Raw genomic sequence first — 19,107 nt, forward strand, 5'->3', positions numbered from 1 at the left:
CCTTGCAGCCTCCGGTTCAGCGCTACTGAACGTTTCTGGCCTTGGATTGACGTTGTCTCTATGCTGGTGCGGCACCTTCCCGGCAACAAGCCATAATATCTCGCCCACAGTATAGTCCAGCTAAACCATGAGCCGACTCCTGCACGCCCAGACCCATGCCTGGCTGAAGGTCTTCGCCATCAGCGCTCGCCACCTCTCCTTCACCCGGGCGGCGGAGGAGCTGCATGTCACCACCGGCGCGGTGAGCCAGCAGATCAAGCAACTGGAGGAGCGCCTGGGCTTCAAGCTGTTCCGCCGCCTGCCCCGGCGGCTGGAGCTGACCGAGGAGGGACGGCGGCTGGCCGCGGTGGTGGACGACGCCTACCAGGCCGTGGGCCTCGAGGTGCGGCGACTGCGCAGCGGGGTGATGAGCGGGGTGATCCGCCTGCGCTCGGTGCCCTCCTTCCTGCACAAGTGGCTGATGCCGCGCCTGCCCCGGCTGCAGGCGCGCTTTCCCGACATCGAGCTGCATGTCAGGGCCGAGGACAGCAGCCTCTCGCTGCGCGACGGTGACTTCGACCTGGCCCTCGACCTCAACGACGGCCAGGCACCGGGGCTCTCGATCACGCCGCTGATGGAGGAGCACATCTTCCCGGTCTGCGCCCCGGCCCTGCTGCGGGGCCGCCCGCCCCTTCGCCACCCCGCCGACCTGGCCTGGTACCCGCTGCTCCACGACGTCACCGCCTGGCGCGGCAGTCACGAGCATGCCGAATGGGAGCGCTACCTGGAGGCCATCGAGGCCCCGCCCCTCAACCTGCGGCGGGGCTATACCTTCAACCGCAACCATCTGACCATGGAGGCGGCCATCGCCGGCATGGGGGTCGCCATCGCCCGCCAGACCCTGATCCGCGGCGAGCTGGAGAGCGGCGCGCTGATCGCCCCCTTCGCGCAGCGGGTGCCCACCGGCATGCGCTACGGCATCGTGCATGCCCCGGGCGCCCTGGACGACCGCCGGGTGGCCGCGGTGCACGACTGGATCGTCGAGGAGGCACGCCGCGCCGCGCCGGCAGGCCTGCCGGCCGAGTAGGCATGCCGGGGACGTGGCGGTAGAATAGGCCCCCCTGGATGACCTGCCTGAATGGATTCACGATGCTTCCCCGCCTGCCCCCCGACCGCCCCATGCCGATCGGCTTCGCCGCCACCTGCCTGAGGGCCAGCCTCTATATCCTGCTGGTTGCCGGCATCATACAGGGCGTCTACTACGAGGCGCTCTACCTGCCCGAGACCCGCTTCTCGGAACGAGGCTTCACCGAGCTGGCCCAGAGCGGTCTGCTGGCGCTCGCGACGCTGCTGCTGCTCTATGTGAGGCTCGGGCTGCGCGAGCTGCCGCAGGTAAGCCTGCTGCTGCTTGCCTTCGTGGCCAGTTCCCTGGTGCGCGAGCAGGATGCCCTGCTGGATGCCCGCGTCTTCGACGGCGCCTGGCAGCTGCTGGTGGCGCTGATCATCCTGCCGAGCCTCTACGGCGTGATCCGCCACCGCCACGAATTCGCGGCACAGTTCGCGGGCTATGCCAACAGCCTCTCCTTCGGCCTGTTCGCCGCCGGCTTCCTGACCACCTATGTCTTCTCGCGACTCTATGGGCGCAGCGAGATGTGGCAGGCGATCCTGCGCGAGGACTATGCGCGCACCTTCAAGGATGCCACCGAGGAGGTGGTGGAACTCTTCGGCTATGCGCTGATCCTTATCGCCATGATCGAACTGGCCCTGCTGGCCCGCCGCTGGGCCCTGGCGCGTCGTACCGCCTGACGTACCCCCGAACAACGCAACAAGCCCCGCAGGCATCGCCTGCGGGGCTTGTGGTTGGGGCGGGCATGATGCCCTTCCCGTCCTTCCCGACAACTACTCGTCGAGGAAGGAGCGCAGCGGCTCGGAGCGGCTGGGGTGGCGCAGCTTGCGTAGCGCCTTGGCCTCGATCTGGCGGATCCGCTCGCGGGTGACGTCGAACTGCTTGCCGACCTCCTCGAGGGTATGGTCGGTGTTCATGTCGATGCCGAAGCGCATGCGCAGCACCTTGGCCTCGCGGGCGGTGAGACCGCCGAGCACATTGCGGGTCGCCTCGATCAGCCCCTCGCCGGTCGCCGAGTCGATCGGCAGCAGGATGGTGCCGTCCTCGATGAAGTCGCCCAGGTGCGAGTCGTCGTCGTCGCCGATGGGCGTCTCCATGGAGATCGGCTCCTTGGCGATCTTGAGCACCTTGCGCACCTTGTCTTCGGGCATCTCGAGGCGCTCGCCGAGCTCTTCCGGGGTCGGCTCGCGGCCCATCTCCTGCAGCATCTGGCGCGAGACACGATTGAGCTTGTTGATGGTCTCGATCATGTGCACCGGGATGCGGATGGTGCGCGCCTGGTCGGCGATCGAGCGGGTGATCGCCTGACGGATCCACCAGGTGGCATAGGTGGAGAACTTGTAGCCACGACGGTACTCGAACTTGTCCACTGCCTTCATCAGGCCGATGTTGCCCTCCTGGATCAGGTCCAGGAACTGCAGGCCGCGGTTGGTGTACTTCTTGGCGATGGAGATCACCAGGCGCAGGTTGGCCTCGACCATCTCCTTCTTGGCCCGGCGCGCCTTGGCTTCGCCGATGGAGAGGCGACGGTTGACCTCCTTGATCTCGGTCACCGGCAGCTGGATCATCTCCTCCTCGAAGGCGATCTTGCGCTGGGCACGCTGGATGTCGCCGCGCAGCGGCTCGAGGCGTGCCGCGTACTTCGCGTTGGCGGCACTGAACTCGTCGAGCCACTCGGGGTTCGACTCGCTGCCCGGGAAGGCCTTGATGAAGGTCTTGCGCGGCACCTTGGCCTTCTTCACGCACAGCTGCATGATCGCCTTTTCCTGGGCGCGCACCTGCTCGACACTGATGCGCACCTGCCCCACCAGGCGCTCGAAGTGCTTGGGCACCAGCTTGATCGGCGAGAACAGCTGGGCGAGACGTGCCAGCTCCTCCTGGGCCTCCTTCGAGCCGCGGCCATGGGCCTCGATGGCGGCCTGCGCCGCGGCGTTCTGCTCGCGGATCTGCTCGAAGCGGGCCCGGGCCTCCTCGGGATCGGGGCCGCCGGTGGTCTCCTCCTCGGCCTCGGCGTCCTCGTCGTCGGCATCGCCCTCGGCCTCGTCGCGGGGTTCCTCCTCGGGCACCTCCGCCTCGGCCACGCCGGGGATACCCTCGTCGGGATCGATGAAGCCGGAGAAGAGATCGGAGAGACGGCCGGGCGCCTCCTCGTCCTGGGTGGCATCATAGGCCTCGAGGATGGAGTCCACGGCACCGGGCAGGTAGGCCAGCGCCGACATCACCTCGCGGGTGCCCTCCTCGATCCGCTTGGCGATCTCGATCTCGCCCTCGCGGGTCAGCAGCTCCACCGTCCCCATCTCGCGCATGTACATGCGCACGGGGTCGGTGGTGCGGCCGACGTCGCTCTCCACGGCGGCGAGGGCGGCAACGGCTTCCTCGGCCGCCGACTCGTCCGTGGAATGATCCGACATCATCAGAGTGTCTTCATCGGGGGCTTCCTCGACGACACTGATGCCCATGTCGTTGATCATGCCGATGATGTCTTCCACCTGATCCGGGTCGGCGATATCCTCGGGAAGGTGGTCGTTGACCTCGGCATAGGTCAGGAAGCCCTGTTCCTTGCCGCGCGCGATCAACTCCTTCAGACGTGACTGCTGCTGCGCATTTCCAGCCATAGAAACCCTATCTCGACGAAGAAGAATGAAGCACCTGAAGCACTGAGGCGGTGAAAACTCGATAAGCCGAACAGTATAGCGGGTGAAACCACCTTTCTGCCAGTTCGGTGTATTTGCGCGGTCATTCAGGTGTGTTAGGTTGTCAGGTTGCGCCGTTGACGGGCACTGCCTTCTATGTGGTGATAGTAGGAGGAAATTCAACCCCGCCGCCAATTTCCTTCCGCGGGGCGGGGCCTTGCCTCACCCCTTGAGCTCGGTGAGCAACCCCATCAGGCGCTGGCGCTCTTCCTGCGACAGCCGCTCTCCCCGTTGCTGCTTTGACAGCAGGGCGTCGACTTCCTCCTGATGCGATGGCCTGAGACGATGTCGCCGGAAGTGCTCGACCAGCCCGTCCAGTTCGGCGGCTCGCGCCCCCGGCGGGATAAGCAGCTCGCGGCGCGCCAGCTCGGCGAGCCGCTCGCCCTCCGGGGTGCCGTGGAAGTGTGCCAGCAGCACCTGGGCGCTGCGATAACGTCCCGCCCGCAGCAGCCGCTCCACCTCGTGGCACAGTCGGGCCTCCGGGTCCTCCCCGGGGTACCAGTCGCTCTCCTCGGGCAGGCGCTCCACCAGCCGCGGCTCGTGGACCAGCAGCTGCAGCACACGCCCCATCAGGCTCAGCGCCCCGCCTGCCGCGCCGCCCCCTCGCGGCGAACCGGGCCGGGGCGCCTCGTCGTGTCCGGGCTCCGCGGCAAGAGGCGGCTCGGCCTCCGGTGCCTCACGGGGCGTGACCAGCGCCTCGAAGCGCGACTGGTCGACACCGGTGCGCCGCGAGAGCTCCGTCAGCAACAGCGACTTGAGCACCCCCTCCGGCAGCTTGCCGATCGCCGAGAGCACCTGGCTGGCGAAGCGCTCGCGCGCCTCGATCGTCGCCAGGTCGCGCCCCTCGGCGGCGTGATCGAAGAGGAATTCCGACAGCGGGCTGGCGCAGGTGATGCGACCCTCGAAGGCCTCCGGCCCCTCCCGACGCACCAGGCTGTCGGGATCCTCCCCCTCGGGCAGGAACATGAAGCGCGCCTGGCGCCCGTCGATCATCTGCGGCAGTACCGTCTGCAGCGCCCGGGCAGCGGCCTGGCGACCGGCCCGGTCGCCGTCGAAGCAGAACACCACCTCGCCGACCATCCGGAACAGCCGCCCCAGGTGCTCCTCGCTGGTGGAAGTGCCGAGGGTGGCCACGGCGTTGCGGATGCCGAACTGGGCCAGCGCCACCACGTCCATGTAGCCCTCGACGATCACCAGCCGCTCGAGCCGCGAGTTGGCCTGCCGAGCCTCGAAGAGGCCGTAGAGCTCGCGCCCCTTGTGGAACACCGGCGTCTCGGGCGAGTTGAGGTACTTGGGCTTGGCGTCGCCCAGCACCCGCCCGCCGAAGGCAATGGTACGCCCACGGATATCGCGGATCGGGAACATCACCCGGTCGCGGAAGCGGTCATAGGTCCGTCCGCTCTCCTCACGATGCACCAGCAGGCCATATTCGATCTGCACCGCCTCACTGATGCCGCGTTCAGAGAGGTGGCGCTTGAGCGCCTCCCAGCCCGCCGGGGCATAGCCGATGGCGAAGGCCTGCTGGACCTCCGGCGACAGCCCGCGCTCGGCCAGGTAGCGCCGCGCGCCCTCCCCTTCGGGCATCTTCAGCCGCTCGCGGTAGTAGCTGGCCGAGAGCTCCAGCAGGTTGACCCCCTCCTTGCGCTTGCGCTCGCGGGCCTGGGCGCGCGGGTCGTCGGCGCCTTCACGCGGCACCTCCATGCCCAGGCGCGCGGCAAGCTGCTCCACCGCCTCGGGGAAGCGCAGATTGTCATACTCCATCAGGAAGCGCAGGGCATTGCCGTGGGCACCGCAGCCGAAGCAGTGATAGAACTGCTTGTCGGCGCTGACGGTGAACGAGGGCGACTTCTCCTGATGGAAGGGGCAGAGGCCCGAATGGTTGCGCCCGGCCTTCTTCAGCGTCACGCGCTCGCCGACCACCTCGACCACATCGACGCGGGCCAGGAGGTCATCGATGAAGCGCTGGGGAATCTGACCGGCCATTCGGGCACCCTGCGAGAGACGGGAGGGGGAACGGGAGAGGCGACGAAAAACAAGCGGCCACCGTTAGGCGGCCGCTTGGCGTCCCTCTTGAGACGACAGGGGCCGGATGCCCCTACCGACTCCAGTACGGATCAATAGAGCCGTTCGAAACGCTTGCGCTCACGCTGAAGCTTCTTGGCATGGCGCTTGACGGCAGCGGCCGCCTTGCGCTTGCGCTCTGCGGTCGGCTTCTCGTACTGCTCGCGACGACGCACTTCCGAGAGAACACCGGCTTTTTCACAGGAACGCTTGAAGCGACGCAGCGCGACGTCAAACGGCTCGTTATCACGTACTTTGACAGAAGGCATTAAGCACTCACCTACCTTGGGTAACTTGAGTTCGGTTTGTACGCACACCTTGTGAGGGCCCCACTCGCCATCACGCAACGAACGCCGGAATCGCCAGGCGAACCGGAACGATGCGTGTCAAGCGGAAGGCCGCTCCTGGGTGCACGACCCAGTCTTGCAGCGGACAGTATTCTAGTCGTCACATCGAACGCGTGCAAATCGTTTCCGCACTGCGTCCGCACTGCGCCTGCGTGGCAAAAGGCGTAGAATGCCGCCTTCCACGCAATACCGAGCCATCATCATGCGCGTACTGGGCATCGAGACCTCCTGCGACGAGACCGGCGTCGCCCTCTTCGACACCGGGCGCGGCCTCGTGGCCGACGCCCTCTACAGCCAGATCGCCATGCACGCCGAGTACGGCGGCGTGGTCCCGGAGCTCGCCTCTCGCGACCACACGCGACGACTGCTGCCGCTCATCCAGCAGGTGCTGGACGAGGCCGGCCTGGCGCGCAGCGAACTCGACGCCATCGCCTACACCGCCGGCCCCGGCCTGGTGGGCGCGTTGATGGTGGGGGCCGCCACCGCCCACGGCATGGCCCGGGCGCTGGAGATCCCGGTGCTCGGCGTCCACCACATGGAGGGCCACCTGCTGGCCCCCATGCTGGAGGATTCCCCCCCCGACTTCCCCTTCGTCGCCCTGCTGGTCTCCGGGGGACATACCCAGCTGGTCGAGGTGCGTGGCCTGGGCCAGTATCGCCTGCTCGGCGAGTCGGTGGACGACGCCGCCGGCGAGGCCTTCGACAAGGCGGCCAAGATGCTGGGCCTCGACTACCCCGGCGGCCCCCAGGTCGCGAAGCTGGCCGAGGCCGGCGACCCGGGCCGCTTTCGCTTCCCGCGGCCGATGACCGACCGCCCAGGGCTCGACTTCAGCTTCTCGGGGCTCAAGACCCACACCCTGACCGCCATCCGCCAGCTCGAGCAGGCCGGAAACCTCGACGACCAGGCCCGCGCCGACGTGGCCCGCGCCTTCGAGGAGGCGGTGGTCGATACCCTGGTGATCAAGTGCCGCCGCGCGCTGGACGCGACCGGCCTCAAGCGGCTGGTGGTGGCCGGCGGCGTGAGCGCCAATGTGCGGTTGCGCGAACGCCTGGAGCGGGAGTGCGCCAAGCGCGACGCCCGGGCCTACTATCCGCGCGGGCGTTTCTGCACCGACAACGGGGCCATGATCGCGTATGTCGGCGCCCAGCGGCTGCTGGCCGGCGAACATGACGAGACCGGCATCATGAAGGCGGTGCCGCGCTGGCCGATGGATACCCTAAGGGAGCCTTAAGCTGGAAGCTGGAAGCTGGAAGCTGGAAGCTGGAAGCTGGAAGCTGGAAGCTGGAAGCTGGAAGGCAGCATGATCCCGCCCCTTGGGCGCTTGGGCGAAGGGTTTTCTTCCCGCGTCCAGGCGCGAAGCGACGCTCTTCAAGCTTTCAGCTTAGAGAGGCGGCTCGTCGCCGCGCCCCAGGCGTCGGATATTGAGCACATGGCGCCCCAGTACCAGCAGCGTGAAGACGATCACCACGCCGGCGAACTCCGGCGCCAGCCACAGGCTGGCCAGTGGCGCCATGGCGGCACTGGCCAGGGAGGCGATGGCGGCGGTGCGCACCCGCCAGGCCAGCAGCATCCATAGCGCGGCGCAGCAGAGCGCCACCCAGGGCGTGAGCACCAGCATCACGCCGAAGGCGCTGGCCACGCCCTTGCCGCCCCGGAAGCGATGCCAGGCCGGGTAGCTGTGGCCCAGCAGCACGCCGAGCCCCACCAGCCCCAGCCCCCAGGGCGGCAGGCCGAGCCACATGGCCAGCCACAGCACCGGCATCCCCTTGGCCACGTCCACCACCAGGGTGGCCAGGGCCAGGCGATAGCCATGCAGGCGCAGGACATTGGAGAACCCCGGATTGCAGGAACCGACCAGCCGCGGGTCCCCCACCCCCGCCAGGCGGCACACCGTCAGCGCACCGAGCCAGGTGCCGCTCAGGTAGCCGGTCGCCATCAGCGGCAGGATGAGGTCGAGTGGCGCCTCCACGGGCGGCCTCCTGTGGGGTGAAACCCCGATTCTGCCAGCCATGGGCGATGCGGGACAGGCCGGTGTCGCCCGAGGCCCGGCTGGCGTACAATCGAGCGCCTGCAGGCGGACCCGGCGCATCGCCCGGTCCACGACTACCCATGGCCCGGGGAGCCCCGATGGATCTTGTGCTGATCGAAGCGCTCGAGGTGGATACCGTGATCGGCGTCTATGACTGGGAGCGCACCATCACCCAGACGCTGCGGCTCGACCTGACGCTGGGCACCGACATCCGCCCCGCGGCGGCCGGCGACGATATCGCCCTGACCCTCAACTACGCCGCCATCAGCGAGCGCATCGCCGCCTTCGCCGGCGAGCATGACTTCGCCCTGGTCGAGACCTTCGCCGAGCGTCTGGCCGAGACCCTTCGCGACGAATTCGGCATTCCCTGGCTGCGCCTCACCGTGCGCAAGCCCGGTGCCGTACCCGCCGCCGCCGCGGTGGGCGTCTGCATCGAGCGCGGCCAGCGGACGGGAGGCGCCTGATGGCCCGGATCACCGTCAGCATCGGCAGCAACATCGAGCGCGAGCACCATGTGCGCGTCTGCCTGGATGCCCTGGCCGCGACCTTCGGCCCGCTTGCCATCTCGCGGGTCTTCGAGAGCGAGCCGGTGGGCTTCGAGGATGGTCGCAACTTCTACAACCTGGTGGTGGCCTTCGACAGCGACCGCCCGGTGGGCGAGCTGCAGGCCTGGTGCAAGCGGCTGGAGTTCGCCAACGGCCGCCGCAAGGGCGTTCCCAAGTTCAGCCCCCGGACCCTGGATATCGACCTGCTCACCGTGGGTGACCTGACCGGCCGCCACGATGACGTCGAGCTGCCCCGCGACGAGATCCTCCACCACGCCTTCGTGCTGAAGCCGCTGGCGGAGCTGCTGCCCGAGGCCTGCCACCCGATCACCGGCAGGTGCTATCGCGCCCACTGGGGCGAGTTCGAGGCCGGCCAACAGCGCCTCTGGCCAGTGGCGTTCGTCTGGCAGGGCCGGCATATCTCTACACCGGAGTGAGCCTCAGGCCCTCCCCTCGGGACCGGCGAGCGCGCCATCGATGGCCTCCCAGCGCCGCCGCGCCAGCTCCTCGCCCAGTTCGCGCCCCCGGTAGCCTTCGGCCACCAGCGCCTTGGGCAGGACCTGCCGGGCCAGGCGCCAGGCCAGGGCCAGGTCGGCGGCCAGCGCCGGGGCCTCCAGGCTCACCAGGCTGATCAACGGCGCGACCCGGTCGCCGCGGCGCCAGGCGTCGATGCCATCGAGCCAGGCCATCACCCGGGCGCCATCCAGGCCGTGTCGCGCCACCCGAGCCAGCAGGCGGCGGGTCCGGGCCGCCTGGCTGGCCAGCTCGCGGTGGGCGCGGGGCAGGCGAAGCCGCTCGGCCAGGGCGGCGCGGTCCTCGTCGTCCAGGTGCTCCACCAGCCGCGCCCAGCGCCAGCGGGCCTGCGACTCGGCCTCGATGTCCTCCGGCAAGCGGTGCAGACGCCCGAGTGCCTCATCGAGGCTCTCCGCATCGGCCGCCAGCTCCGGCATCAGCACCGCCAGGGCACCGCAGTCGTGCAGGACCTGGAAGTAGACCTCCGGCCAGGGCTCGGAGAGCGCCTTCTCGGTCTCGGTCCAGACGCGCTCGGCCACCAGATGGGCCAGCTCGCCGCTCGCCACCAGCTCGCGCATCAGCCGCCGCGTCTCCTCGGCGATGACGAAGCCCAGGCCGGCATAGCGGGCGAGGAAGCGCGCCGTGCGCAGCACCCGCAGCGGGTCCTCGACGAAGGCCGGCGAGACGTGGCGCAACCGGCGCGCCTCCAGGTCGGCCAGCCCGCCGTGGGGGTCCACCAGCGCGCCTTCCGGGGTCTCGGCCATGGCATTGATGGTCAGGTCGCGGCGCGCCAGGTCCTCCTCCAGGGTCACCTCGGGGCTGGCATGGACCACGAAGCCGGTGTAGCCGTGGCCGGACTTGCGCTCGGTGCGCGCCAGGGCGAACTCCTCGTGGCTCTCGGGATGCAGGAAGACCGGGAAGTCGCGCCCCACCGGCTTGAAGCCGCGCCGGCGCATCTCCGCCGGGGTGGCCCCCACCACCACCCAGTCGGTGTCCTTGACCGGCCAGCCGAGCCGGGCGTCGCGCACAGCCCCACCGACCCGGTAGACCTCGAGCCCCTGCAGGTGCGGATCCTCGGCCTCGGCCATGGTTCAGCGCTCCACCCGGCCGGGGTGGCGAAGCTGCCAGTCGGTGAAGCCGCCATCGAGGCTGTAGACCTCGGCGAAGCCCTGGCCGGCCAGCCAGGCCGCCGCCTGCTGGCTGGAGTGGCCGTGGTAGCAGACCACCACCAGGGGCCGCTCGCGCACCGCCTCCTCGATGAAGGCGCCCACCGTGTCGTTGTCCAGGCGGCGGCTCCCGGGGATATGCCCCTGGGCGAAGCTCTGCGGGTCGCGGATATCGACCAGGGTGAGGGCCTGGTCGCCCTCGAGCCAACCGGCCAGGGTCGGGATGTCGAGATGCTGGAAGGTCGTCATGGCAGCCTCGTGTTCGGGGAAAAAGGGGAACTCAGCCTTGGCGGCTCGGCACGCTGGTACGCCTGCCGCTCTCGAGGTCGAGGGCGGTCAGGCGGCTGCCCCACACGCAGCCGGTGTCCAGCGCCTCGGCGCGCACCCGGCTGGCCGGCGTCTCGCCCTGCAGCGCGGCCCAGTGGCCGAACAGCAGCCAGGGGTCGTCGTCCCGGGGAAACTGGAACCAGGGGGCGAAGTCCGCCGGGGCGCTGTCGAGGCCCTCCTTGGCGGCGAAGTCGAGACACCCCGCGGCATCGATGAAGCGCATGCGGGTGAAAACATTGATGATCATCCGCAGGCGGTCGATGCCGTCGAGGTCGTCGCGCCAGCAGGCCGGCGCGTTGCCGTACATCTGCTCGAGGAAGGCCCCGGCCCGTTCGCTGGCGAGGCGCGACTGCGCCTCGCCAGCGAGCGCGGCGGCCTGCTCGACCGACCACTGCGGCAGCAGGCCGGCGTGGGTCATGACGGTATCGCCTTGCACCTCGGAGCCCCGGCGCACCAGCAGCGGGCGCGACTGCAGCCAGTCGAGCAGGCGCTCACGGTCCGGGGCGGAAAGGATCGCCGATAGGGTGTCCTTGCGGTTCTCCCGGGCACCGCCGCGGGCCACCGCCAGCAGGTGCAGGTCGTGGTTGCCGAGCACCGTGGTGGCGGATTCGCCCAGCGCCATTACCTCACGCAGGCAGGCAAGCGAGCCGGGGCCACGGTTGACCAGGTCGCCGGCCAGCCACAGGCGGTCGCGGCGCGGGTCGAAGTCGAGCTGTTCGAGCAGGGCGACGAACTCGTCGTGACAGCCCTGCAGATCGCCGATGGCATAGGTGGTCATCGCGGCTCCCCGGGGTCGGTAAGATAGGGTCGATTCGGTGAGGTCAGTGCACCTGGTTGGGCCCGGCCAGCCGGAAGGGGGCGACGGCCACCTCGAAGGGGCGCTGGCTGGCGGTGTCGACGCAGGTATAGGCGCCCTCCATCACCCCCACCGGGCCGTCGAGGATCGCCCGGCTGGTGTAGCGGAAGGTCTGGCCGGGGCCGATCATCGGCTGCTGGCCCACCACGCCCTTGCCGCGCACCTCCTGCACCTTGCCGCTGCCCTGGGTGATCTTCCAGTAGCGGGCGAGCAGCTGCACGCTGTGCCGTGAGGTGTTGTGCACCGTGACGGTGTAGCTGAAGACGAAGCGCTGCTCGTCGGGCGCAGACTCCTCGATGCGGAAATCCGGCGCCACGTCAACGCGGATGGCATGGTCGAGCCCTTCCGGGGTGGTCAGGGTCATGGGGCCTCTCCTTGCCCGGCCGCGGCCAGGTGGTTGGCGATGCGCACGAACTCCTCGACGCTGAGCGTCTGAGGCCGCCGTCCCGGATCGATCTCCAGTGACTCGAGGGTCTCGGCGTCGATGCGGCCCTTGAGGTTGTTGCGCAGGGTCTTGCGCCGCTGGCCGAAGGCCTCGCGCACCAGGGTGAAGAGCAGTCCCTCGTCACGGGCCGGATGCGGCAGGGCGTGGTGGGGAGTGAGGCGCACGATGGCCGACTCCACCCTGGGGCGCGGCACGAAGGCCTCCGGTGGCACCGTGAACAGCGCATCGACCCGGCAGTGGTACTGGGCCATCACCGAGAGGCGCCCCCAGTCGGGGCCGCCCGGGACGGCGGCCAGGCGCTCCACCACCTCCTTCTGCAGCATGAAGTGCATGTCGGCCACGGCATCGCCGGCTTCCAGCAGATGGACGATCAGCGGCGTGGAGATATTGTAGGGCAGGTTGCCCACCACTCGCAGCGCCGCCCCGTCGCCTCTCAGGGTCCGGAAGTCCACCTTCAGGGCGTCGCCCTCGTGGATGATGAAGCCGGGCTTGTCAAAGAACTGCACGCGCAGGCCGGGAATCAGGTCCCGGTCGAGCTCGATCACCTCGAGATGGCCGCCGGCCGCCTCGAGCAGCGGTTCGGTCAGGGCCCCCTGGCCCGGACCGATCTCCACCAGCCGGTCGCCGGGGCGGGGCCCGATGGCCCGCACGATGCGCGAGATGACGCCGGGGTCGCGCAGGAAGTTCTGGCCGAAGCGCTTGCGGGCCCGGTGAACCGGGGAGCGGGATGCCATTAAGGGGTGTCCTTCTATCGCTAGGGTCTTGAGCTATTTCCGTGCACGGAGCTTTTCCGGCGACAGGCTTACGAGCAGGCGCTGTGAAGTCATCCCTGTACGCTACCGACGCCCTGCGGCGCTCTCGCATCCTGCGCCGCTTGCAGGTCCGGTGCTGGCCATCCATGGCCAGCCCGTTCGGAGCAGTGCTCCTCACCCATGGCGCAGGACCTGCTCTTCAGCCTGTCCCCGGCGCTCCTCCAGATCGGCTATACCCCGCGGCCGGCCATCTCGGCGGCCAGGGCCACCGCGACCCGCAGGCTGCCGAGATCGGCGTGCCCCGTGCCGGCCAGGTCGAGGGCCGTGCCGTGGTCCACCGAGGTGCGCACCAGCGGCAGCCCCAGGGTAATGTTGGCGGCGCGGCCGAAGCCGGCATACTTGAGCACCGGAAGCCCCTGGTCATGATACATGGCCAGCACCGCATCCACGCCCTCGAGGTGGCGCGGGGTGAACAGGGTATCGGCGGGCAAGGGGCCGTCAAGGGCCAGCCCCTCGGCCCGCAGGCCCTCCAGGGCCGGAATGATCACGTCCAGCTCCTCGCGGCCCAGGTGGCCGCCCTCCCCGGCGTGGGGGTTGAGCCCGCAGACGGCGATGCGCGGCGCCGTGATGCCGAACCAGCGCTGCAGGTCGGCGTGGAGGATGCGCAGCAGGCGCTCGAGCCGAGGCACGGTGATGGCGTCGGCCACCTCGCGCAGCGGCAGGTGCGTGGTGGCCAGCGCCACCCTAAGGGCCGTCTCGCCCCGCCAGCCCGCCTCGCGGGCATGCAGGGCGCTGTCGGTGGCGAGCATCATCACCACCTCCTGCACCCCGCAGGCATCGCGCAGGTACTCGGTGTGGCCGGTGAAGCCGACATGGCCGGCATCGAGGATCACGCCCTTGTGCAACGGGGCCGTGACCATGCCGGCGGCCCGGCCGGAGCGGCAGGCGTCGATCGCCACGTTCAGGGTCTCGAGCACATGGCCGGCGTTGGCCGGGTCGAGCCGGCCGGGGTGCGAGGGAGCCCGCAGCGCCACGGGCCAAACCGGCAACACCCCGCGCCGCGGCGCCGGCGGGGGCTCGCCGGGGGCGAGCCGCCGGATGTCCACCCGGCAGCCGAGCATGGCGGCACGCTCGTCCAGCAGGGCCGGGTCCCCCACCGCCACCAGCCGGGCGGCGGGCACCCCGTCGGCCGCCAGCATCACCGCCAGCTCCGGCCCGATGCCCGCCGGCTCGCCGCAGGTCAGGGCCAGCACCGGCGCATCGCCCGGGACCATCAACGCTCCCCGAGGCGGTTGTCGACGAAGGCGCGACTGCGAATCTCCTGGATCCACTCCTCCATCTCGGCATTGACCTTGCGCTGGAACAGGGCCTGGCGGGCCTGCTCGCGGCTGGCGCCCTGCTGCTCCACGAAGCGGTCCACCTCGCGCTCGGAGATGTTGACGCGGCTGGCGACCTGGCGCTGCTGCAGCTGGCGCATCATCAGCTCGCGGCGGACCTGGTCCCGGACCACGGCCAGCGAGAGGCCGTCGGCCTCGAGGGCATCGGCGAACTGGTCCAGCGTCATGCCATTGTTCTCGGCGATGGCCCGCACCTGGCCGTTGAGCTCGGTGTCGTCGACGCTCAGGTTGGCGTCACGGGCCATCTGCAGCTGGATCTCCTCGACGATCATGCGGTCAAGCACCTGACGGCGCAGGACCTCGTCGGGCGGCGCCCCCTGCTCCTGGCGGGCGATCTGGCTGCGTGTCTGGGCGACGCGCGCCTCGAGCTCGCTCTGCATGATGGCGCCATCGTTGACCACCGCCACGATACGATCCAGCGCCTGACGACCCTGGGGCCGGGAATCCGGAGAACCGACTTCCTGCGCCTGCCCCGCCAGGGGCAGGGCGGCCAGGCACAGGGCCAACGCCAGGGTGGCGATACGTCGACTGCGCATGTCTCTCTTTCCTCTCGTCATTGTCGAATGTCTCAGGGCCGGCCGAGGGCAGTGGCCCGATACCCCGGGACCGCCTCCTCGAAGTAGCTGTCGGCCTCGCCGCCGACGCCGCCCAGTCCCTTGAACACGAAGCGCAGGAAGACCCCCCGATCGGTGAGGTCATCCTCGATGGTGTTGGCGGTGTCGTTGTCGTCGATCCACTCGCGCCAGACCAGCTGCAGACCATAGCAGCAGTCGTTCCACTGGACACCCGCCAGCTGCTCCAGGGCGCGGTCGTTGGTGTTGTCGTAGAGCAGCCGGCCGATCAAGTCCAGGCGGCGGCTGGCCCTCCAGGCGAACGAGAGGTCGAACTCCTCGCGGTTGTAGTTGACCACGTCCTCGTCCTCCAGGGACGGGTCGAAGCCTTCGAGTTGCCAGCGGTAGCCGAAGTTCACCACGTGGCCGGCATCGGCGCGGTACTGCAGCGCCAGCGAGGTGCTCTCGGTCTGCTCGCGATGGTCGTCGTAGAGCCACTGCCAGCGCGAGCGCCAGTGATCGGTAAAGCGCCAGTCGACCCGGGTGACCAGCGGCGAGCGCTCGCGCGTCGCCCGATAGTAGTCCGTGGGACGGGTGTCGGGATCCGGCAGGGTATCCGGGTCGCCCGCCATGTCGATGGTGCGATCCTCCAGGTAGTAGGCCTGCCCGACCCCTGCCGAGAGCCGCTCGCGCCCGCTGGCATCGGCCAGCAGCCGCGACTCGAGCCCCAGGGAGACGCGGTTGAGGTCGCCCACCCGGTCGCTCCCGGAGAAGCGGTAGGGTGACCAGAGCTGGTTCCAGGAGAAGGCCTGTTCGGCGGTGTCGAAGTCCGGGAACTCGGTCTGGTCCCGCGCCGGCACATAGGCGTAGTTGACGCGCGGCTCCAGGGTCTGGCGGTAGCCGCGGCCGGCGAGGTCCAGCTCCCGCTCGAATACCAGGCCGCCGTCGAAGGTGGCGACCGGCACGCTGCGGGTGAGGCCCTCGTCGCGCTCGGTCTCGCGCTCGCCGTAGTCGAGCTGGTAGGCGGTGGCGAGCCACTCGAGGCGCGGCTCGAGATGGCCCCAGCTCTCGTCCCAGCGCCAGCCGGTGGCCGGCGAGAGGTGCAGCCGGGTCCCGTTGGCCGCCTCGCGAATGGGTACCTTCGTCTCGTCCACGTCCCGCCAGAAGTGGGTGGCATTGGAGCGCCACTGCTGGTAGAAGCCGCTCTCCTGGCTCCAGCGGGCATTGGCGGTCAGGCTGGGGAGCCGGTAGAAGGGCTTGTCGCGCTCGAGCAGCGGGTCGTCGAGCTTCTGGTAGCCCTGGGCCCTGGCCTGCAGCTGCCAGACGTCGCCACGGTGGTCCAGCTGGGCGAGCCGCGGCATGCTGCCGGTATCGCCATCGCCGAAGCCGCGCCCGAAGTCGTCGAAGTAGCGCCCGTCGCTGGCCGCCCCGTAGCGCAGCCGATAGCGGGTGCGGGCATCGAAGCGGCCCGCATGGCGATAGTCGAGGTACCAGCGGGCATCGCCGTTCTCCAGCGCGGAGGCGTCGGAGGCCTCGTCTCCCGCGGCGCGGTCATCGGCGATGTAGGCCCCCTCGATCTGTCCCGCGTCCTGCCGGAACAGGTAGCGGTACTCGCCGCCCAGCAGCAGGCCGCGGTCGCTGATCCAGCGCGGCGTGAGCGTGGCGTCATGGTTGGGGGCAATGTTCCAGTAGTAGGGCTGGGCATAGTCGAGCGAATCGGTGGAGAGCCCGATCATCGGCCACAGGAAACCGCTCTGGCGGCGCTCGTCGAGGGGGAAGCGCACCCAGGGCCAGTAGAAGACCGGCACCTTGCCCATCTCCAGCCGGGCATGGGTCGCGGTGCCGACGCCGCGCTCGCGGTCGAGCAGGATGTCATTACCCACCAGGCGCCAGAGATCGCTGCCCGGCTCGCAGGTGGTGAAACTCGCCTCGGTGAGGCGATAGCGGCCATCCTCGAGGCGCGCCAGGCGCACCGCATCGCCGCGCAGGCGCTGCTCGTGGGCCACGTAGTGGGCGCTGTCGATACGGGCGGCATCGCTGTTCAGCGAGAGCTCCGCCGCCTCGCCACGCACCAGCAGGCCAGTATCGCGCAGCGCCAGGGGCCCCTCGGCATAGGCGGTCTCGCGGCTGCCGGGCACGCGCACCCGCGGCGCCTCGAGCTGGGCACTGCCGCGACGCAGCAGCACCTCGCCACCGAGGATCGTCTCACCCGCCTCCCCGTAGTCGGCGCTGTCGGACTCGCTGGCGACCTTCTCGCCGGGGGGCGGCGGCAGCCGGTAGTCCGGCATCACGTAGCGGCCGCGACACAGCGCGTTGGCCGGGCGCGCCTCGCCCCAGGGCTGCCAGTCCAGCTGGTCGGCCGGCAGCGGCTCGGGCGGCGCCGCCACCAGGGGCCCGTTCGCCAGGCCGGTGCAGGCCAGGCCTGCCAGGGCCGTCCATGTCCACGAGAGTCGCTTGCCCATGCTCCACGATGTCCTTGGCGGGGTGAATCGGTATTATACAGGCCGCATCCGGCCTGTCCTGCCGGCATGGGCCCAGCCATTGCCGGCGCGGCCGGAAACTCAGCATGCGGGGCCTCCCGGGGGCCGTCAACCGCACCCGCCTTCTCATACAAGGAGCCAGACGACGATGCCAGAGGCCACCGACCCCACGCGCACGGAACGCCTGCGCCAGTGGGCCGCCCGCCGCCACGCGCTCCCGGCGTCCGCCATCGCAGTGCGGCTCGCGGCCGGCGACGCCAGCTTCCGGCGCTACTTCCGCCTGCAGCTGCCCGACGGCACCACGCGCATGCTGATGGATGCCCCACCCGACCGTGAGGACAGCCGCCCCTTCGTGGCCATCGCCGAGCAATGGCGCTCGGCCGGCCTGCCGGTGCCGGCCCTGCATGGCGTGGACCTGGCACGGGGCTTCATCGAGCTCGATGACCTGGGCGACACGCCGCTGCAAGAGTGCTTCCAGGGCGACGACGCCCCCGCCACCCTGGCCTGGCACGAGCGCGCCCTCGAGCTGATCCACGCGTTGCAGAATCGCGCCCCCTTGGAGGGACTGCCCGCCTATGACGCCGCCCTCCTGGGCCGCGAGCTCGACCTCTTCCCCGACTGGTGCCTGGGGGAGTGGCTCGGCATGGCCACGCCGCCGGGCTGGGGGGCACTGCGCGAGACCCTGATCGCCGAGGCCCTGGCCCAGCCGGTGGTCGCGGTGCATCGCGACTTCGACGCCATGAACCTGATGGTGCAGGACGAGGCCCTGCACCTGATCGACTTCCAGGACGCCGTGGCCGGCCCGCTCAGCTACGACCTGATCTCGCTGCTGCGCGGCCGCTACTGTCGCTTCCCCCCGGCCCGCTTCGCCGCCTGGGTGGAGGCCTTCCGGGTGCGTGCCATCGCCGACGGCCGGCTCCCCGCCGATGTCGACCCCGCGACCTTCCACCGCCGGGCTCAGGCGATGGCCGCCCAACGGGCGCTCAAGGTGCTGGGCATCTTCTGCCGGCTGACCCTGCGCGACGCCCGCGAGGGCTACCTGGAGCGACTGCCGCACTTCCTCGGGCACCTGGAAGACAGCCTCGACGACCTGCCCGGCCACGCGGGCCTGAAGACCTGGCTCGCCGACACCTTCCGCCCGGCACTGGCGGCACGCCTGGAGGCCGGCGCATGAGGGCGATGATCCTGGCCGCGGGGCTCGGCACCCGCATGCGCCCGCTCACCGACCACTGCCCCAAGCCGCTGCTCGAGGTGGGCGGCAAGCCACTGATCGTCCACCACCTCGAGCGCCTGCGCGCGGGCGGCATCCGCGAGGTGGTCATCAACGTCAGTTACCGCGCGGAGCAGATCGTCGCGGCGCTGGGAGACGGCGCCGCCTTCGGGGTGCGCATCGCCTGGAGCCGGGAAGCGGCACCGCTGGAGACCGGTGGCGGCATCCGCCAGGCGCTGCCCCTGCTAGGCGAGGCCCCCTTCCTGCTGGTCAACGGCGATGTCTGGTGCGAGCTGGACACGGCAGAGCTGCCCGCTCTGGGCGACGACCTGGCCCGGCTGGTGCTGGTGGACAACCCCGACCACCATCCGCAGGGCGACTTCCACCTGGACGCCGATGGCCGGGTGCATGCCGAGGGCGAGCCACGACTCACCTTCACCGGCATCAGCCTGCTCGACCCGGCGCTGGTGGCCCACGAGCCACCCGGCGCCTTCGCCCTGGCGCCGCTGCTGCGGCGCGCCATGGCCGAGGGGCGCGTCGGCGGCCACCACCACCGTGGCGCCTGGGTCGATGTGGGCACGCCGGAACGGCTGGCCGACCTCGACCGGCGCCTGTGGGGATGAACTGTAG

At 70.0% G+C, this 19,107-nt stretch carries 19 protein-coding genes; 7 read left to right on the forward strand and 12 right to left on the reverse strand.

The features are described from left to right. Nucleotides 1-127 precede the first annotated feature (127 nt). Complete coding sequence (locus P8934_RS14260; RefSeq protein WP_278031641.1) at nucleotides 128-1,066, forward strand: LysR substrate-binding domain-containing protein; 939 nt, start codon at nucleotides 128-130, stop codon at nucleotides 1,064-1,066. Nucleotides 1,067-1,128: 62 nt separating this feature from the next. Then, a complete protein-coding gene (locus P8934_RS14265) occupies nucleotides 1,129-1,785 on the forward strand; it encodes a hypothetical protein (RefSeq protein ID WP_278031642.1) in 657 nt (218 codons plus the stop codon). Nucleotides 1,786-1,878: 93 nt separating this feature from the next. Here the strand turns inward: P8934_RS14265 and rpoD are convergent, their stop codons facing one another. The 3 genes from rpoD to rpsU form a co-directional block, all read right to left on the reverse strand. Next, nucleotides 1,879-3,720, reverse strand: a complete 1,842-nt coding sequence (gene rpoD / locus P8934_RS14270) for an RNA polymerase sigma factor RpoD (RefSeq protein WP_278031643.1) — start codon at nucleotides 3,718-3,720, stop codon at nucleotides 1,879-1,881. A 240-nt stretch (nucleotides 3,721-3,960) separates the two neighbouring features. After that, on the reverse strand, nucleotides 3,961-5,781 hold the full coding sequence (dnaG, locus tag P8934_RS14275; protein ID WP_278031644.1) for a DNA primase: 1,821 nt from the start codon (nucleotides 5,779-5,781) through the stop codon (nucleotides 3,961-3,963). Nucleotides 5,782-5,912: 131 nt separating this feature from the next. Continuing rightward, nucleotides 5,913-6,128: a 30S ribosomal protein S21 gene (gene rpsU, locus P8934_RS14280; RefSeq protein WP_013333229.1), complete on the reverse strand. Its 216-nt coding sequence runs from the start codon at nucleotides 6,126-6,128 to the stop codon at nucleotides 5,913-5,915. A 280-nt stretch (nucleotides 6,129-6,408) separates the two neighbouring features. Between rpsU and tsaD the strand changes: the two genes are divergently transcribed. Continuing rightward, nucleotides 6,409-7,437, forward strand: a complete 1,029-nt coding sequence (tsaD, locus tag P8934_RS14285) for a tRNA (adenosine(37)-N6)-threonylcarbamoyltransferase complex transferase subunit TsaD (RefSeq protein WP_278031645.1) — start codon at nucleotides 6,409-6,411, stop codon at nucleotides 7,435-7,437. 150 nt (nucleotides 7,438-7,587) lie between these two features. Here tsaD and plsY read toward each other — a convergent pair whose 3' ends face one another. Then, complete coding sequence (gene plsY, locus P8934_RS14290; protein WP_278031646.1) at nucleotides 7,588-8,175, reverse strand: glycerol-3-phosphate 1-O-acyltransferase PlsY; 588 nt, start codon at nucleotides 8,173-8,175, stop codon at nucleotides 7,588-7,590. A gap of 158 nt (nucleotides 8,176-8,333) precedes the next feature. On the opposite strand from plsY, the gene folB reads away from it, so the two are divergent. Continuing rightward, nucleotides 8,334-8,699 (forward strand): dihydroneopterin aldolase, encoded by a 366-nt coding sequence (gene folB / locus P8934_RS14295; RefSeq protein WP_278031647.1) that lies wholly within the window; start codon nucleotides 8,334-8,336, stop codon nucleotides 8,697-8,699. Continuing rightward, nucleotides 8,699-9,217 (forward strand): 2-amino-4-hydroxy-6-hydroxymethyldihydropteridine diphosphokinase, encoded by a 519-nt coding sequence (folK, locus tag P8934_RS14300; protein WP_278031648.1) that lies wholly within the window; start codon nucleotides 8,699-8,701, stop codon nucleotides 9,215-9,217. The genes folB and folK overlap by 1 nt, the downstream gene beginning before the upstream one ends. Before the next feature lie 3 nt (nucleotides 9,218-9,220). Here the strand turns inward: folK and P8934_RS14305 are convergent, their stop codons facing one another. From P8934_RS14305 to P8934_RS14340, 8 genes are all read right to left on the reverse strand, one after another. Next, a complete protein-coding gene (locus tag P8934_RS14305; RefSeq protein WP_278031649.1) occupies nucleotides 9,221-10,381 on the reverse strand; it encodes a polynucleotide adenylyltransferase in 1,161 nt (386 codons plus the stop codon). 3 nt (nucleotides 10,382-10,384) lie between these two features. Then, entirely contained in the window at nucleotides 10,385-10,708 is a 324-nt protein-coding gene (glpE, locus tag P8934_RS14310; RefSeq protein ID WP_278031650.1) for a thiosulfate sulfurtransferase GlpE, read from the reverse strand. 31 nt (nucleotides 10,709-10,739) lie between these two features. Next, nucleotides 10,740-11,564: a symmetrical bis(5'-nucleosyl)-tetraphosphatase gene (locus tag P8934_RS14315; RefSeq protein ID WP_278031651.1), complete on the reverse strand. Its 825-nt coding sequence runs from the start codon at nucleotides 11,562-11,564 to the stop codon at nucleotides 10,740-10,742. 43 nt (nucleotides 11,565-11,607) lie between these two features. Next, nucleotides 11,608-12,006, reverse strand: a complete 399-nt coding sequence (gene apaG / locus P8934_RS14320; RefSeq protein ID WP_278031652.1) for a Co2+/Mg2+ efflux protein ApaG — start codon at nucleotides 12,004-12,006, stop codon at nucleotides 11,608-11,610. Beyond that, nucleotides 12,003-12,821, reverse strand: coding sequence for a 16S rRNA (adenine(1518)-N(6)/adenine(1519)-N(6))-dimethyltransferase RsmA (rsmA, locus tag P8934_RS14325; RefSeq protein WP_278031653.1), 819 nt, complete (start codon nucleotides 12,819-12,821; stop codon nucleotides 12,003-12,005). The genes apaG and rsmA overlap by 4 nt, the downstream gene beginning before the upstream one ends. Nucleotides 12,822-13,069: 248 nt before the next feature. Continuing rightward, a complete protein-coding gene (gene pdxA / locus P8934_RS14330) occupies nucleotides 13,070-14,113 on the reverse strand; it encodes a 4-hydroxythreonine-4-phosphate dehydrogenase PdxA (protein WP_278031654.1) in 1,044 nt (347 codons plus the stop codon). Further along, nucleotides 14,113-14,772, reverse strand: coding sequence for a SurA N-terminal domain-containing protein (locus P8934_RS14335; protein WP_278031655.1), 660 nt, complete (start codon nucleotides 14,770-14,772; stop codon nucleotides 14,113-14,115). Before P8934_RS14335 ends, pdxA begins: the two co-directional genes overlap by 1 nt. A 32-nt stretch (nucleotides 14,773-14,804) precedes the next feature. Next, nucleotides 14,805-17,249 carry an LPS-assembly protein LptD gene (locus P8934_RS14340; protein ID WP_278031656.1) on the reverse strand — a complete coding sequence of 815 codons (2,445 nt, stop codon included), beginning with the start codon at nucleotides 17,247-17,249 and terminating at the stop codon, nucleotides 14,805-14,807. Between the two features lie 166 nt (nucleotides 17,250-17,415). Between P8934_RS14340 and P8934_RS14345 the strand changes: the two genes are divergently transcribed. After that, nucleotides 17,416-18,441 (forward strand): phosphotransferase, encoded by a 1,026-nt coding sequence (locus P8934_RS14345; RefSeq protein WP_278031657.1) that lies wholly within the window; start codon nucleotides 17,416-17,418, stop codon nucleotides 18,439-18,441. Further along, a complete protein-coding gene (gene murU, locus P8934_RS14350; protein WP_278031658.1) occupies nucleotides 18,438-19,100 on the forward strand; it encodes an N-acetylmuramate alpha-1-phosphate uridylyltransferase MurU in 663 nt (220 codons plus the stop codon). Before P8934_RS14345 ends, murU begins: the two co-directional genes overlap by 4 nt. Nucleotides 19,101-19,107 lie beyond the last annotated feature (7 nt).

Source organism: Halomonas sp. CKK8, from assembly GCF_029625235.1.
Taxonomy (GTDB): Bacteria; Pseudomonadota; Gammaproteobacteria; order Pseudomonadales; family Halomonadaceae; genus Halomonas; species Halomonas ventosae.